This is a genomic window from Streptomyces sp. NPDC050504 (genome assembly GCF_044458065.1).
In the GTDB taxonomy this organism is placed as follows: domain Bacteria; phylum Actinomycetota; class Actinomycetes; order Streptomycetales; family Streptomycetaceae; genus Streptomyces.
Genome location: NZ_JBITHO010000006.1, coordinates 672,049 through 688,890, shown reverse-complemented (window position 1 = coordinate 688,890; position 16,842 = coordinate 672,049). Strand labels below are relative to the sequence as shown.

At 73.0% G+C, this 16,842-nt stretch carries 3 protein-coding genes; all 3 read left to right on the top strand.

What is annotated here, in order from left to right; genetic code table 11:
* Positions 1-35 precede the first annotated feature (35 nt).
* The 3 genes from ACIBNE_RS25635 to ACIBNE_RS25625 are packed head-to-tail and all read left to right on the top strand — an operon-like array spanning position 36 to position 16,788.
* Positions 36-6,407 carry an amino acid adenylation domain-containing protein gene (locus tag ACIBNE_RS25635; protein WP_399275317.1) on the top strand — a complete coding sequence of 2,124 codons (6,372 nt, stop codon included), beginning with the start codon at positions 36-38 and terminating at the stop codon, positions 6,405-6,407.
* Complete coding sequence (locus ACIBNE_RS25630) at positions 6,404-9,583, top strand: amino acid adenylation domain-containing protein (protein ID WP_399275315.1); 3,180 nt, start codon at positions 6,404-6,406, stop codon at positions 9,581-9,583. The genes ACIBNE_RS25635 and ACIBNE_RS25630 overlap by 4 nt, the downstream gene beginning before the upstream one ends.
* Entirely contained in the window at positions 9,580-16,788 is a 7,209-nt protein-coding gene (locus ACIBNE_RS25625; RefSeq protein ID WP_399275313.1) for an amino acid adenylation domain-containing protein, read from the top strand. Before ACIBNE_RS25630 ends, ACIBNE_RS25625 begins: the two co-directional genes overlap by 4 nt.
* Positions 16,789-16,842 lie beyond the last annotated feature (54 nt).

Below are 16,842 nucleotides of genomic sequence, written 5' to 3'. Positions count from 1 at the left end.
GCCACCCGCTCGTACGTTCCGGAGAAGGTGTCGAGATGTCCCACCCGCACGACGCACGGACCCTGCCGGTCACCGCGGCCCAGCAGAACCTGCTGTTCCACGCCGAGTTCGAGCCGGACACCCACGGCCTCGGCACGGCGCAGGTGGTGCTGGCGCTGAGCGGCCCGCTCGACGTGCCCGCGCTGCGCGACCGTGCGGAGGGCCTGGCCCGACGCCTGCCCGAACTGTTCGCCGTGTTCACGCACGACGAGGCAGGCCGCCCGGTGCGCGTCCTGCGCCGCGGGGTGCGGCTGCCGTGGACCGAGCACGTGGCCAGGACGGGCGCGGGGAACACCGGGCACGCGGAGCCCGCCGAAGGCGCGGGCGAAGCGCAGGCCCCGACCAGCACGGCGGCGGGTACGGCGGCGACGGGCGCCCCGGTCGGCACCGGCACCCCGGCCGACGCGGTGGAGCGCGCCGCGCGGGACGTCGCCGACGCGGAACGCGCGTACCCCTTCGAACTGACCGGCCCCGGGCCGCTGGTCCGCGCCGCGCTGGTGAGCGACCCGGAAGGGCGGCGCCACCACCTCGTCCTCACGGGCCACCGCGCCGTCCTCACGGCGAGCGCCGCGCACACCGCACTGACCGCGCTGCTCGGCGGCGGCCCCGCGGCGTGCGAGCAGCGCGAACCCGACCCGCCGGCCGCCGGAACCCCCGACGTCTGGCGCCCCCTCCTCGCGGGCCTCGCCGAACCCGCCCCGCTGGGGCAGGAAGCCCCCGGCGGCGCCGACCGCGCCGACGACCCGCTCGCGTCGCTCGCCGTTCCCCTGCCGCCGGGACTCGGCCTGCTCCCCGCCCGCCTGGGCGTCACGCCGTCGGCCCTCTACCAGAGTGCCTGGGCGCTGACCTGCGCGAAGTTGAAGAACCGTCAGGACTTGGTCATCGGGGACGGGGACGACCTACCGGTACGGGTCACCCTCTCGCCCGACGAGCCGCTGCGCGACCTGGTCCGGCGCACCGAAGCCTTCCACCGTGCCGCCGCCGCACACCGCACCGCCGACACCGCCACCATCGAGCGAGCGGCGGGCCGCTCGGGCGCGCTCTTCGACACCACGGTCGTCACCGACCACCGCGACTGGGACGCGGCCGCGCTCGGCCTGACCGGCGCGACCGTCACCGGCGTACGCCTCGACGAAGGCACCCACCACGCCGCCACCCTGACCGTCCGGATCCCGGAAGGCCCCCGCGAAAACACGGCCGAAGAAGACCCGACGTCCGTCGAACTCACCTACCGTACGGACAGGTTGGCGCACGAGACCGCGCACGCGGCGGCCGACCTCTTCGCCCGCGCGCTCGGCGCGCTCCTCGCCGACCCGGACGCCGCGACCGGCGCCGTGGACTGGCTCGGTGAGCGGCTGCGCCACCGCCTGCTCGTCGACTACAACGCCACCGCGACCCCACTCCCCGCAGCCCCGCTCCACGAACTGTTCGCCGACCGGGCCGCCCGCACCCCACAGGCCGTCGCCCTGGTCTGCGAGGGCCGCGAGCTGAGCTACGCCGCACTGGACGCCGCCGCGAACCGCCTCGCCCACCGCATGGTGGACCGGGGCGTGCGTCCGGGCGACGCGGTGGCCCTCTACCAGCGGCGCTCGGCCGAACTGATCGTGGCGCAGCTCGCCGTGCTGAAGGCGGGCGGCGCCTACGTCCCGCTCGACCCGCGCCAGCCCGCCGAACGGCTCGCCTGGATCATCGAGGACGCCGGAGCGGCCCTGCTGCTCACCGACCGGCCCGCCGACGCGCTCCCGTTCGTCTGCGAAGCACCGGTCGACCCGATCACCTCCGCCTGGGAGCGCCAGGGCCCCGACGCGGCGCGGGCCACGGCCCCCGACGTCGCCGCGCATCCGGACCAGGTCGCGTACGTGATGTACACCTCGGGCTCCACCGGCACCCCCAAGGGCGTCGCCAACACCCATCGCAACGTCGTCGAACTGGCCCTGGACCCCTGCTGGGGCGCCGCCCACCACCACGTACTGCACTATTCGCCGCCCGCCTTCGACTCCTCCACGTACGAGATGTGGGTGCCGCTGCTGCACGGCGGCCGCATCACCGTCCTGACGGGCGACAAGATCGACCTGGGGGACCTCGGCCGGGCGATCGGGGAACACGGCATCACCGCCCTGTACTTCACCACCGCGCTCTTCGACGCGATGGCCCAGGAGGCGGTCGACAGCCTGCGCGGGGTGCGCGAGATCTGGACCGGCGGCGACGTGCTGTCCACGGCCGCGCTCCGCCGGGTCCTGGCCGCCTGCCCGGACACCACGGTCGTCCACGTGTACGGCCCCACGGAGACCACCGTCTTCTGTAGCTACCAGGTCTTCCGCGCGCCCGACGCCGAGCGGGGACTCGACCTCGGCCGCCCGATGGCCAACACGGCGATGTACGTGCTGGACGGCTCCCTCGAACCCGCACCGCCCGGCGTCGTCGGCGAGCTGTACGTCGCCGGATCCCACCTGGCCCAGGGCTACTTGCGCCGCGCGCGCCTCACGTCGGAGCGGTTCGTCGCGGACCCGTACGGACCGCCGGGCGGGCGCATGTACCGCACCGGGGACCTCGCCCGGTGGAACCGCGACGGCGGCATCGAGTTCGTGGGCCGGGCGGACCAGCAGGTGAAGCTGCGCGGTTTCCGCATCGAGCCCGGCGAGGTGGAGGCGGTGCTGCTGCGGGAGGAGGGAGTCCTCCAGGCGTCCGTACTGGTGCGGGAGGACCGGCCGGGTGACAAGCGGCTGGTGGCGTACGTCGTGGGCGGTGACGCCGAGGCGCTGCGGCGCGCCGTCGCCGACGTGCTGCCGGAGTTCATGGTGCCGTCCGCGTTCGTGCTGCTCGACGCGCTCCCCCTGACGGTCAACGGCAAGCTCGATCGCGCGGCGCTCCCCGCGCCGGAGGTCGATGCGGGGGCGGGCGGCCGGGCGGCCAGGACCCCGGTCGAAGAGGTGCTGTGCGGGCTGTTCGCCGACGTGCTGGGCCTGCCGAGGGTCGGCGTGGACGACGACTTCTTCTCGTTGGGCGGCCATTCACTGCTCGCGACGCGCCTCGCGAGCCGGGTGCGGGCGGTGTTCGGCGTCGAACTCTCGGTGCGCGAGGTGTTCCGGAACCCGACGGTCGCCGCGCTCGCGGCGCTGGTGGCGCGGGGCGGGACGACCGTACGGCGGCCGGTGCTGAGGCCTGCGGCGCACCGGCCGGATCGGTTGCCGCTGTCGTTCGCGCAGCGTCGGTTGTGGTTCATGGGTGAGCTTGAGGGTGGTTCGGCGACGTACAACATTCCGTTGGCGGTGCGGTTGCGCGGTGAGGTGGACCGGGTGGCGCTGGGTGCGGCGTTGCGGGACGTGGTGGGGCGGCACGAGAGCCTGCGGACGGTGTTCCCGGTGGGTGAACAAGGCGTCCATCAGAGGGTGTTGCCGCCGGAGAGCGCGACAGTGCGGATCGGCAGCGCGTCGGCGGAGGAGTCGGAGCTGGACGACGAGCTGCGACGGCTCGCCTCCTGTGTGTTCGATCTGGCGGTTGAGGTGCCGGTGCGGGCGACGTTGGTGGGGGTGGGGTCGGGTGAGTGTGTGTTGTTGGTGGTGGTGCATCACATTGCGTCGGACGGGTGGTCGAACGGTCCGTTGATGCGTGATTTGGCGTTGGCGTATGAGGCGCGGCTCTCCGGGGTGGCTCCGGGGTGGGGTGTGTTGCCGGTTCAGTATGTGGATTATGCGTTGTGGCAGCGGGAGTTGTTGGGGGAGGAGAAGGATCCGGGGAGTGTGGTGTCGGGGCAGTTGGGGTTCTGGCGGGGTGTGTTGGGGGGGCTTCCGGAGGAGGCGACGCTGCCGGGTGATCGTCCGCGTCCGGTGGTGGCGTCGTATCGGGGGCGTCGGGTGGATTTGCGGATGGGTGGGGAGTTGCATGGTGGGTTGATCGCGTTGGCGCGGCGGTGTGGTGCGTCGTTGTTCATGGCGGTGCAGGCTGCGACTGCGACGGTGTTGTCGCGCAGTGGTGCGGGGTGGGATGTTCCGTTGGGTTCGCCGGTGGCGGGGCGTGGTGATCCGGCGTTGGACGATCTGGTGGGGTTCTTCGTCAATACTCTTGTGCTGCGGACGGATACGAGTGGTGATCCGTCGTTCCGTGATTTGTTGGCGCGGGTGCGTGAGAAGGATCTGGCGGCCTGGGCGCATCAGGATCTTCCGTTCGAGCGGTTGGTGGAGGAGTTGAATCCGGAGCGTTCGGCGTCCCGGCATCCGCTCTTCCAGGTCATGCTCACCCTCGCCGACGCGGTCACCCCCGCGCCCCGCCTCCCCGGCCTGGTCGCCCGAACCGAACAAATCCCGCTCCACGTCGCCCGGTTCGACCTCACCGTGAGCTTCCTGGAGCACTGGACGGAGAGCGGCGAGCCGGACGGGCTCGGGGTGAGCATCGAGTACGCGTCCGATGTGTACGAGGAGCGGACCGTACGCGCCTTCGGCGAGCGCATCGAGCGATTCCTGACCGGGGTGGTCGCGGCGCCGGACACCGCGATCGGGGACGTCGAACTGATCGGCCCCGACGAGCGCAGGCTCCTGACCGAACCGCGCGCCGGTGACCTGTCTCCCCGTACGGCGGTGTCGTTGCCCGAGGTGGTGCGGGGTTTCGCGGAGAGCCGGCCGGAGGCGCCCGCGCTGGTGTTCGGTGAACGCGTCCTGTCGTACGCGGAGTTCGACGAGCAGGCCAACCGTCTTGCCCGGCGGCTGGTGGCCGCGGGAGTGGGGCCGGAGACGCGCGTCCCGCTGTTCCAGGAGCGGGGCCCGGAAGTCCTGGTGTCGATGCTGGCGGTGCTCAAGGCCGGTGGCGCGTACGTGCCGCTCGACACCAAGTACCCCGCGACCCGCGTCAAGGAGATCCTGCGGCAGACCGGCGCGCCGCTCCTCCTCGCCGACCGCGACGTGCGCGGTCTGGGCCTGCCGGACGAGGTCCGGGTCCTCACCGTGCCCACGCTGTCGCCGTGGCGCCCCGCCGACGGCGTGACGCCGCCGCCCGACGTGCCGGTGCAGCCCGACCGCATCGCCTACGTGATGTTCACCTCCGGCTCCACGGGCGTGCCCAAGGGATCGGCCAACACCCACCGCAACATCGCCGAGTTGACGCGCGACACCGGATTCAGGCCCGAGACCCTGGTCCGGATGCTCCAGCACTCGCCGCTGGCCTTCGACGCGTCGACCCTGGAGATCTGGGCGCCGCTGCTGCACGGCGGCTGCGTGGTGGTCGCGCCGCCCGGGGTGCACGACGCGGTGACGATGGGCCGGGTCATCACCGAACACCAGGTGCGGTGCGTGTGCATGAGCGCGGGGCTCTTCCACGTCATGGCGGAGGAGAACCCGGCGGGCTTCCGCGAGGTGCGGGACATCTGGACGGGCGGCGACGTCGTCTCGCCCGAGGCGGTGCGCCGCGTCGTGGAACACTGCCCCGACACCACCGTGCACAACGGCTACGGCCCCACCGAGACCACCGTCTTCGCCACCGCGCACCGCATCCGCCGGGCCGTCGACTACCCGGGCGCGCTGCCCATCGGGGTCCCGCTGGAGAACACCGGCGTCCACGTCCTCGACGAGAGGCTGCGGCTGCTTCCGGTCGGCGCGACCGGGGAGCTGTACGTCTCCGGGCCCGGCGTCAGTCGCGGCTACTGGGCGCGCCCCGGCCTGACGTCGGAGCGGTTCGTGGCGAATCCGTACGGGCCGCCCGGCGGGCGCATGTACCGCACGGGCGACCTCGCCCGGTGGAACCGCGAAGGCGTGGTGGAGTTCGTGGGCCGGGCGGACCAGCAGGTGAAGCTGCGCGGTTTCCGCATCGAGCCCGGCGAGGTCGAGGCCGTGCTGCTGCGGGAGGAAGGAGTGCTCCAGGCCGCCGTGCTCGTGCGCGAGGACCGGCCAGGGGACAAGCGGCTCGTGGCGTACGTGGTCGGCGGCGGGACCGAGGCGCTGCGGCGGGCCGCCGCAGGCGCACTGCCCGACTACATGGTGCCGTCGGCGTTCGTGACGCTGGACGCGCTGCCGTTGACCGCGAACGGCAAACTGGACCGGGCCGCGCTGCCCGTACCGCAGTACGGCGACGCTCCGGGAAAGGGCCGGAAGCCCCGCACCCCGGACGAGGAAGTGCTGTGCGGGCTGTTCGCCGAAGCGCTCGGCCTGCCCGAGGTCGGCATCGACGACAACTTCTTCCACTTCGGCGGCCATTCGCTGCTCGCGACCCGCCTGGTGAGCCGCATCCGTGCCGCGCTCGACGTGGAGCTGACGGTCTCCGACCTGTTCGAGGCCCCGGCGGTCGCCCGCCTCGTGGACCGCGTCGAACGGGCGAAACAAGAGGAAAGCGCCCCACGGCCCAAACTGCGGCCGTTCCGTAGGACGGGAGTGAACCAGTGATTCCGTTGTCGTTTGCCCAGCGTCGGCTGTGGTTCCTGGGAGAGCTGGAAGGCGGCTCGGCCACGTACAACACGTCCCTCACGATCCGGCTGCGCGGAGAAGTGGCACGCGCGGCGCTGGCCGCCGCGCTGCGGGACGTGGTGGAACGGCACGAGAGCCTGCGGACGGTGTTCCCGGTCGGCGAGGAGGGCCCGTACCAGCACGTGCTCACGCCGGACGAGGCGCGCGTCGACCTCGGCGCCGCGACCGCCTCCGAAACGGAACTCACGCACGTGCTGAGGGACTTGGCGGGCAGGGTGTTCGACCTGGCGCGCGAGGCACCGGTGCGGGCGACGCTGGTGGAAGTGGGGCCCGCCGAGCACGTGCTGCTGGTGGTGGTGCACCACATCGCGTCCGACGGCTGGTCCAACGGCCCGCTGATGCGGGACCTGTCCCTGGCGTACGAGGCCCGGCTCTCCGGCGCGGCCCCGGAGTGGGAGCCACTGCCCGTCCAGTACGCCGACTACGCGCTGTGGCAGCGGGAACTGCTGGGCCGCGAGGAGGATCCGAAGAGCGTCGTCGCCAAGCAACTCGAATACTGGCGTGCTCACTTGAAGGGCCTTCCCGAGGAAGTGACCCTGCCGACCGACAAGCCGCGCCCCGCCGTCGCCACCCACCGGGGCGGCCGCGTCGACCTGCACACCGACGCCGGGCTGCACGGGCGGCTGATCTCCCTGGCGCGCGAATCGGCGGGCACCCTGCTCATGGTGCTCCAGGCCGCCACCGCGACCGTGCTGACGCGCAGCGGCGCGGGTACGGACGTGCCGCTCGGCACGCCGGTCGCGGGCCGCAACGACCCCGCGCTGGACGATCTGGTCGGCTTCTTCGTCAACACCCTCGTCCTGCGCACCGACACCAGCGGCGACCCGTCCTTCCGCGAGCTGCTGAGACGCGTCCGCGAGGCGGACCTGGCGGCCTGGGCGCACCAGGGCCTGCCGTTCGAGCGGCTGGTGGAGGAGCTGAACCCGGAGCGCTCCGCGTCCCGGCACCCGCTCTTCCAGGTCATGCTCACCCTCGCCGACGCCGACGAACAGGTGCCCCAATTCCCGGGCTCGAAAGCCACCTTGGAGTTCGCCGACCTCGGCATCGCGAAGTTCGACCTCACGGTCAACTTCCTGGAGCACACCTCGGCGCTGGGCGAGCCCGACGGCCTCGACCTCGGCATCGAGTACGCCTTCGACGTGTACGAGGAGCGGACGGTGCGTGCCTTCGGCGAACGCCTCGTGCGCTTCCTCGGCGGGGCGGTCGACGCCCCCGACCGGCCCGTCGGCGAGGTGGACCTCCTCGCGCCCGGCGAACGCGACCGGCTGCTCGCGCTGAACGACACCGCGCGGGAGGTGCCGTCGGGCGCGCTGAACGAACTGTTCGCGGCGCGGGCGGCGGCCGAACCCGACGCGGTCGCGCTGGTGGCGGGCGAGCGCGAGGTCACGTACGGGGAGCTGGACGCGGCGGCCAACGCCCTCGCGCACCGGCTGATCGCGCGCGGCGCGGGCGCCGAACACGTCGTGGGCGTCCTCATGGGACGCGGCGTCGAACTGATCGTCGCCATGCTCGCCGTCGTCAAGGCGGGCGGTGTCTACGCGCCGCTGAACACCACCGACCCGCACCCCAGGCTGACCGGGATCATGGCGGACGCGGGCGCACGCCTCCTGCTGGTCGACGAGGAGCACCGCACCCACCCCTTGGCGAAGGCCCCGGGCGCGGCCGACGTGCTGCTGGTGCCCGCCGCCGGGCCACCCGCCGACCCCGGTGACCCGGGCACCCGCGTCGACCCCCGCCAGTGGGTCTACGTGATGTACACCTCGGGCTCCACCGGCACCCCCAAGGGAGTCATGGCCACCCACCGGGGCGTGGTCGAGCTGGTGTACGACCGGCGCTGGGACGGCGCCGCGCACCGGCGCCTGCTGTTCCACTCGCCGCACACCTTCGACGCGGCGACGTACGAGGTCTGGGTGCCGCTGCTGCGCGGCGGCCGGGTCGTGCTCGCCCCGCCCGGCGGGGTGGACGCGGCCGTGCTCGAACGGCTGGTGCCGGACACGGGGCTCAGCGCGGTGTTCCTCACGACCGCGCTGTTCAACCTGATCGCGGAGGAGCGCCCCGCCGCGTTCACCGGACTGCTGGAAGTCCTCACGGGCGGCGAGGCCGCCTCGCCGCGAGCCATGCGGCGCGTCCTCGACACCTGCCCCGGGCTGCGCGTCGGCCACGTCTACGGCCCCACCGAGACCACCACCTACGCCACGCACGGCCCCCTCGCGTCGGCCGCCGACGTCACGGACCCGCCGCCCATCGGCGGACCGCTGGACAACACCGCCGCCCACGTGCTCGACGACCGGCTCCAGCCGGTCCCGGCGGGCGTGGCGGGCGAGCTGTACCTGGCGGGCGCCGGCCAGGCCCGGGGATACGTGCGGAGCCCCGCGCTGACGGCCGAGCGGTTCGTCGCCGACCCCTACGGCCCGCCCGGCGGGCGCATGTACCGCACGGGCGACCTGGTGCGCCGCAACGAGGCCGGGGCGATCGTGTTCGTCGGCCGCGCCGACCACCAGGTGAAGCTGAGGGGCTTCCGCATCGAGCCGGGCGAGGTCGAGGCGGTCCTGCTGCGCGAGGCCGCGGTGCGCCAGGCGTCCGTCGTCGTGCGCGAGGACCGGCCAGGGGACAAGCGGCTGGTGGCGTACGTGGTGGGCGGCGCGGCCGCCGAACTGCGCCGCGCCGTCGCCGACGTGCTGCCCGAGTACATGGTGCCGTCCGCGTTCGTGCTGCTCGACGCGTTGCCGCTCACCGTCAACGGCAAGCTCGACCGCGACGCCCTCCCCGTTCCGAGGTACGCCGACGACTCCGGACAGGGACGGGCCCCGCGCACCCCCGACGAAGAGGTGCTGTGCGCGCTCTTCGCGGAAGTGCTCGGCGTGCCGCGCGTCGGCGTCGACGACAACTTCTTCCACCTCGGCGGCCATTCGCTGCTGGCGACGCGCCTGGTGAGCCGCGTCCGCACGGCCCTGGGCGTCGACCTCACCGTCTCGGACCTCTTCGAGGCCCCGGCGGTGGCGGGCCTGGTCGGCCGCGTCGACCGGGCCAGGCACACGAAGGCCGCCCCCCGACCCAAGCTGCGGCCGTTCCGCAGGACGGGAGCCGATCAGTGATTCCTCTGTCGTTCGCGCAACGCCGGCTGTGGTTCCTCGGGGAACTGGAGGGCGGCTCGGCGACGTACAACATCCCGCTGGCCATCCGGCTGCGCGGCGCGGTGGACCGGGCGGCGCTCGGCGCCGCGCTGCGGGACGTGGTGGGGCGGCACGAGAGCCTGCGGACCGTGTTCCCGGTCGGCGAGCGCGGAGTGTTCCAGCACGTGCTGCCGCCCGAGCGGGCGGCGCTCGAACTGGCGGCGGCCGAGGCGTCGGCGGCCGACCTGGGCGAGGTGCTGCGGCGCCTCGCGGGCTGCGTGTTCGACCTGGCGGCCGAGGTGCCGGTGCGGGCGACGCTGGTGGAGGTGGGTCCGGCCGAGCACGTGCTGCTGGTCGTGGTGCACCACATCGCGTCCGACGGCTGGTCCAACGGCCCCTTCATGCGCGACCTCGCGGTGGCGTACGAGGCCAGGCTCGCGGGCGGCGCCCCCGAATGGGAGCCGCTGCCCGTCCAGTACGCCGACTACGCGCTGTGGCAGCGGGAACTGCTGGGCGAGGAGTCCGACCCGGAGAGCGTGATCGCCCGCCAGCTCGCCTTCTGGCGCGCCGAACTGGCCGACGTGCCGGACGAGGTCACCCTGCCGGGAGACCGTCCGCGCCCGGCCGTCGCCTCCTACCGGGGCGGCCGTGTCGACGTACGGATCCCCGCCGAGGCCCACGCCCGGCTGATCGAGCTCGCCGCCGAGTCGTCCGCCTCGCTGCTCATGGCGGTCCAGGCGGTCACCGCCGCCGCCCTGGCGCGCAGCGGCGCGGGTACGGACGTCCCGCTGGGCTCACCGGTCACGGGCCGCAACGACCCCGCGCTGGACGATCTGGTCGGCTTCTTCGTCAACACCCTCGTCCTGCGCACGGACATGAGCGGCGACCCGTCCTTCCGCGACCTCCTGGCCCGCGTCCGCGAGAGGGACCTGGCGGCCTGGGCGCACCAGGACCTGCCGTTCGAGCGTCTGGTGGAGGAGTTGAACCCGGAGCGCTCCGCGTCCCGGCACCCGCTCTTCCAGGTCATGCTCACCCTCGCCGACGCCGACGAGGGCGCCCCTCAACTCATCGGCGTGGAAGCCGAATTGGAGTTCCCCGACCTGGGCATCGCGAAGTTCGACCTCACGGTCAACTTCCTGGAACACCGCACGCGGGACGGCGGCCCCGACGGCCTGGACGTCAGCATCGACTACGCCCGGGACGTGTACGAGGAGCGGACGGTACGCGCCTTCGGCGAACGCGTCGTGCGGCTCGTGAACGGGGCGGTCGAAACCCCCGACCGGCCCGTGGGTGCACTCGACCTGATCCCCGACGGCGAACGCCGAATCCTGCTGGAGCCCCGCGCCGGTGACCTGTCTCCCCGTACGGCGGTGTCGTTGCCCGAGGTGGTGCGGGGTTTCGCGGAGAGCCGGCCGGATGCGCCCGCGCTGGTGTTCGGTGAACGCGTCCTGTCGTACGCGGAGTTCGACGAGCAGGCCAACCGTCTTGCCCGGCGGCTGGTGGCCGCGGGCGTGGGGCCGGAGACGCGCGTCCTGCTGTTCCAGGAGCGGGGCCTTGAAGTCCTGGTGTCGATGCTGGCGGTGCTCAAGGCCGGTGGCGCGTACGTGCCGCTCGACACCAAGTACCCTGCGACCCGCATCGCGCAGATCCGGCACCAGGCGTCCGCGCACCTGCTGCTCATCGGCCACGACGTGCCCGCCCCCGAGCTGCCCGCCGACCTCGCCGTCCTGCCGGTGCCACCGCTCGACCTCCGGCGGCCGGACGCTCCCGCGACGCCCGCCCCCGACGTGACGGTCCACCCCGACCAGATCGCATACGTCATGTTCACCTCAGGCTCGACCGGTGAACCGAAGGGCTCGGCCAACACCCACCGCAACATCGCCGAGCTGGCCGCCGACACCGCGTTCCGCCCCGGCGTGGGCGTCCGCATGCTCCAGTCCTCGTCCCTCGCCTTCGACGCGTCCACCATCGAGATCTGGGGGCCCCTGCTCCAGGGCGGCTCCGTGGTGATCGCACCCCCCGGTCCGCTCGACCCCCGGGCGATCGGCCGGCTCCTCACCGAACGGCGGATCCCGGCGCTCTGCCTGCCCGCGGGGCTCTTCCACGTCATGGCCGACGAGAACCCGGCGGGCTTCCGCGAGGTCCGCGAGGTGTGGACGGGCGGTGACGTCGTCTCGCCCGAAGCGGTGCGCCGCGTCATGGAACACTGCCCCGACACCACCGTGCACAACGGCTACGGCCCCACCGAGACCACCGTCTTCGTCGTCTCCCACCCCATCCGCCGCGCGGTCGACTACCCCGGCGCGCTGCCCATCGGGACCCCGCTGGAGAACACCGGGATCCACGTCCTCGACGAGAACCTGCGGCTGCTTCCGGTCGGCGCGGTGGGCGAGCTGTACGTCTCCGGACCCTGCGTCGGGCGCGGCTACTGGGGGCGTCCAGGGCTGACGTCGGAGCGGTTCGTCGCGGACCCGTACGGCCCGCCGGGCGGGCGCATGTACCGCACCGGTGACCTGGTGCGGTGGAGTCACGAGGGCTGGATCGAGTTCGTGGGCCGGGCGGACCAGCAGGTGAAGCTGCGCGGTTTCCGCATCGAGCCCGGCGAGGTCGAGGCCGTGCTGCTGCGGGAGGAAGGGGTGCTCCAGGCCGCGGCGCTCGTACGGGAGGACCGGCCGGGCGACAGGCGGCTGGTGGCGTACGTCGTGGGCGGTGACGCGGAGGCGCTGCGGGAATCGGTGGCGGGCGTGCTGCCGGAGTTCATGGTGCCGTCCGCGTTCGTGATGCTCGACGCGCTCCCCCTGACGGTCAACGGCAAGCTCGACCGCGGGGCGCTGCCCGCGCCGCGGTACGGCGACGGGTCCGCGCGCGGACGCGGCCCGCGCGGCCCCGAGGAAGAGGTGCTGTGCGGGCTGTTCGCCGACGTGCTCGGCCTGTCGAGCGTCGGCATCGACGACAACTTCTTCCACCTGGGCGGGCATTCGCTGATGGCGACCCGGCTGGTCAGCCGGGTGCGGGCGGCCCTCGGCGTCGAGCTGTCGGTGCGCGAGGTGTTCCGCTGTCCGACCGTGGCGGAACTGGCCGGTCTTGCGGCGCGCGGGGAGGCGGTGACCCGCCCCGAGCTGAAACCGTTGGCGCACCGGCCGGATCGGTTGCCGCTGTCGTTCGCGCAGCGTCGGTTGTGGTTCATGGGTGAGCTTGAGGGTGGTTCGGCGACGTACAACATTCCGTTGGCGGTGCGGTTGCGCGGTGAGGTGGACCGGGTGGCGCTGGGTGCGGCGTTGCGGGACGTGGTGGGGCGGCACGAGAGTCTGCGGACGGTGTTCCCGGTGAGCGGGCAGTCCGTGCACCAGCGGGTTCTGTCGCCCGATGAAGCGCTGGTGGAGATCGGTGAGGTGGCGGTCGCGGGGCATGAACTCGATCTGAAGCTGCGTGAGTTGGCGTCGTGTGTGTTCGATCTGGCGGTTGAGGTGCCGGTGCGGGCGACGTTGGTGGGGGTGGGGTCGGGTGAGTGTGTGTTGTTGGTGGTGGTGCATCACATTGCGTCGGACGGGTGGTCGAACGGTCCGTTGATGCGTGATTTGGCGTTGGCGTATGAGGCGCGGCTTTCCGGGGTGGCTCCGGGGTGGGGTGTGTTGCCGGTTCAGTATGTGGATTATGCGTTGTGGCAGCGGGAGTTGTTGGGGGAGGAGAAGGATCCGGGGAGTGTGGTGTCGGGGCAGTTGGGGTTCTGGCGGGGTGTGTTGGGGGGGCTTCCGGAGGAGGCGACGCTGCCGGGTGATCGTCCGCGTCCGGTGGTGGCGTCGTATCGGGGGCGTCGGGTGGATTTGCGGATGGGTGGGGAGTTGCATGGTGGGTTGATCGCGTTGGCGCGGCGGTGTGGTGCGTCGTTGTTCATGGCGGTGCAGGCTGCTACTGCGACGGTGTTGTCGCGTAGTGGTGCGGGGTGGGATGTTCCGTTGGGTTCGCCGGTGGCGGGGCGTGGTGATCCGGCGTTGGACGATCTGGTGGGGTTCTTCGTCAATACTCTTGTGCTGCGGACGGATACGAGTGGTGATCCGTCGTTCCGTGATTTGTTGGCGCGGGTGCGTGAGACGGATCTGGCGGCCTGGGCGCATCAGGATCTTCCGTTCGAGCGGTTGGTGGAGGAGTTGAATCCGGAGCGTTCGGCGTCCCGGCATCCGCTCTTCCAGGTCATGCTCACCCTCGCCGACGCCGACGAACAGGTCCCACAGCTCGCGGGGCTCGAAACCGAGCTGGCCTACGGAGACCTGAACGCCTCGAAGTTCGACCTGACGTTCGCGTTCACCGAGCGCCACGCCCGTACCGCGGGGCGCGAGCCCGACGGCCTCGACCTCGGCATCGAGTACGCCTGTGACCTCTACGACTCCGAGACCGTACGCGCCCTCGGCGAGCGCCTCGTCCGACTGCTCGAACACGTCGTCGCCGCGCCCGACGCGCCCCTCGCCGACCTCGACCTGCTCGGCGCCGACGAGCGCGCCCGGCTCGACACCTGGGCCGGATCGCCGCGCACGGGCCCCGCCGTGGACGCGGCGGCGGGCCGCGACCTCGGGGCGCTGTTCGCCGCGCAGGCGGCCCGCACCCCGGACGACGTCGCCCTGGTCCACGACGAACTCAAGGTCACGTACAAGGAGTTGGACTCCTGGTCCAACCGGCTGGCGCGCCATCTGCGCGCCCGCATCCCGGCCGACCGTGCGGAGCGGGGCGACGCCCTGGTCGCCGTACACCTGGAGCGGACCCCGCACCTCGTCGCCGCGCTCCTCGCGGTCCTCAAGGCGGGCGCCGGCTACACCCTGCTCGACCCGCAGTTCCCCGCCGAGCGGCTGGACGCGGTCGTCGAACAGACCGCGCCCGCCGTGCTGATCACCCAGACGCACATGACCCCGCTGGTGACGGACGCCGAAGTGGTGGACCTGACCAGGGACTCGCCCGCCATCAGCCGACTGCCGTCGACCCCGCCGGGCATCGCGGTCCCGGTCGACGCGGTCGCGTGCGTGATGTTCACCTCCGGGTCCACCGGCGCGCCGAAGGGCGTGGTGGCCCCGCACCGGGCGCTCATCGGCACCTACGTCGGGCCGCGCTACCTCGGGTTCGGCCCGGACCAGACGTACCTCCAGTGCTCGCCCATCTCCTGGGACGCCTTCGCGCTCGAAGTGTTCGGGGCGCTGCTGCACGGCGGCGTCTGCGTGCTCCAGCCCGGCGAGCGGACCGACCCCCGGCTGATCTCGGAGCTGGTGGAGCGGCACGAGGTCACCACGCTCCAGATGTCGGCGAGCCTCTTCAACTACATGGTCGACGAGCACCCGAAGACCTTCGACGGACTCCGGGAGGCCATGACGGCCGGCGAGGCCGCCTCGCCCGCGCACACCGCGCGGATCCTGGCCGCGCACCCGGGAATCCGGCTGGTCAACGGCTACGGTCCGGCCGAGAGCATGGGCTTCACCACGGCCCACACCCTCACCGCGCGCAGGGGCGCCGACCCCGAGGCCGCCACCGGGCCCGTCTCCATCGGCAGGCCCGTCGACGGCAAGTACGCGCACGTGCTGGACGGACGGCTGCGGCCCGTGCCGCCCGGCGTGCCGGGCGAGCTGTACCTCAGCGGCGACGGACTCGCCCTCGGCTACCTCGGCCGCCCCGACCTGACCGCCGAGCGGTTCGTCGCCAACCCCCACGGACGGCCCGGCAGCCGCATGTACCGCACCGGCGACCTGGTGCGCTGGAACCGCGACGGGGCGCTCGAATACCTCGGCCGCACGGACCACCAGATCAAACTGCGCGGCTTCCGCATCGAACCCGGCGAGGTCGAGGCGGCGCTGCTGCGCGACGAAGCCGTCGGACAGGCCGCCGTACTGCTGCGCGAAGACCGGCAGGGCGACAAGCGGCTGGTCGCCTACGTGGTCCCGGCCGAGGAAACGGGCGGTGCGGGGGAGGCGGACGGCCGGGACGAGGACAACGCGGTGACCCGGCTCACCGCCGACGTGCGGCGCCTGCGCCGCGCCGCTGCCGCCGCGCTCCCCGAGTACGCGGTGCCCTCCGCGTTCGTCGTACTGCCCGCCCTGCCCCTGACCGTCAACGGAAAACTGGACCGGGCCGCGCTGCCCGCACCCCCCTCGGGGGCCGCGGCCGACGGGCGGGCCCCGCGTACTCCGGCCGAGGAGATGCTGTGCGGACTGTTCGCGGAGGTCCTGGGGCTGCCCCGGGTCGGGATCGACGACAACTTCTTCCACCTCGGCGGGCACTCGCTGCTCGCCACCCGGCTCGTCAGCCGCGTCCGCGACATCTGGGGCGTGCCGGTCACCATCCGCGACCTGTTCCAGCACCCGGTGGTGGAGGGCCTGGCCGAACACATCGCGACGAGCACAGGCGAGAGCCCGCTGGACACCGTACTGCCGCTGCGCACGGCCCCTGGACCGGCCGCCGCCGTGCCGCCGCTGTTCTGCGTCCACCCCATCTCCGGCATGAGCTGGTGCTACGCGGGGCTGCTGCGGCACATCGACCCCGCGCGGCCCGTCGTGGGGCTCCAGGCCCGGCAGATGACGGACCCGGGCCACCGGCCCCACGACGTCGAGGAGATGGCCGCGCAGTACGCGTCCGAGATCCGCCGCGTCCAGCCGAACGGCCCGTACCACCTCGTCGGCTGGTCGTTCGGCGGGCTCGTCGCGCACGCCGCCGCCACCCTCCTGGAGGAGGCGGGCGAAGAGGTCGCCCTGCTCGGGCTGCTCGACTCCTATCCGCTGCCCGACGGCTTCCTGCCGACGGCGGTGTCCGGGCGCGACGTGCTGATCGCGCTGCTCGGCGGGCGCGGCGCGGAGATCGACGTGCCGGGCGCGGAAGGGCCCGCCGACGTCGAGGCACTGCTGGACGTGCTGCGGGCCGAGGAACCCGTGCTCGGCCTGCTGGAGCGCGCCCAGGCCGCCGCCGTCGTCGAGACCACCGTCACCAATCTGGAACTGCGCTACCGGTACGTGCCGGGGCGCACGTTCCACGGACCCCTGCTGTTCTTCGACGCCCGCCGCACCCCCTGGCCGCTCACGGCCGAGGACGCGTGGCGCCCGTACGCGTCGGGGCCCGTCGACGTGCACGGCATCGACTGCGAGCACGCCGACATGACACGGGTCGACCCGCTTGCCGCCATCGGCCGGATCGTCGCCCGACGGCTGAGGAACTGACCGGGCCGCGCCCCGCAGGACGCCGTTTTCCGTACCGGTGCGCGGGCCGGTCTC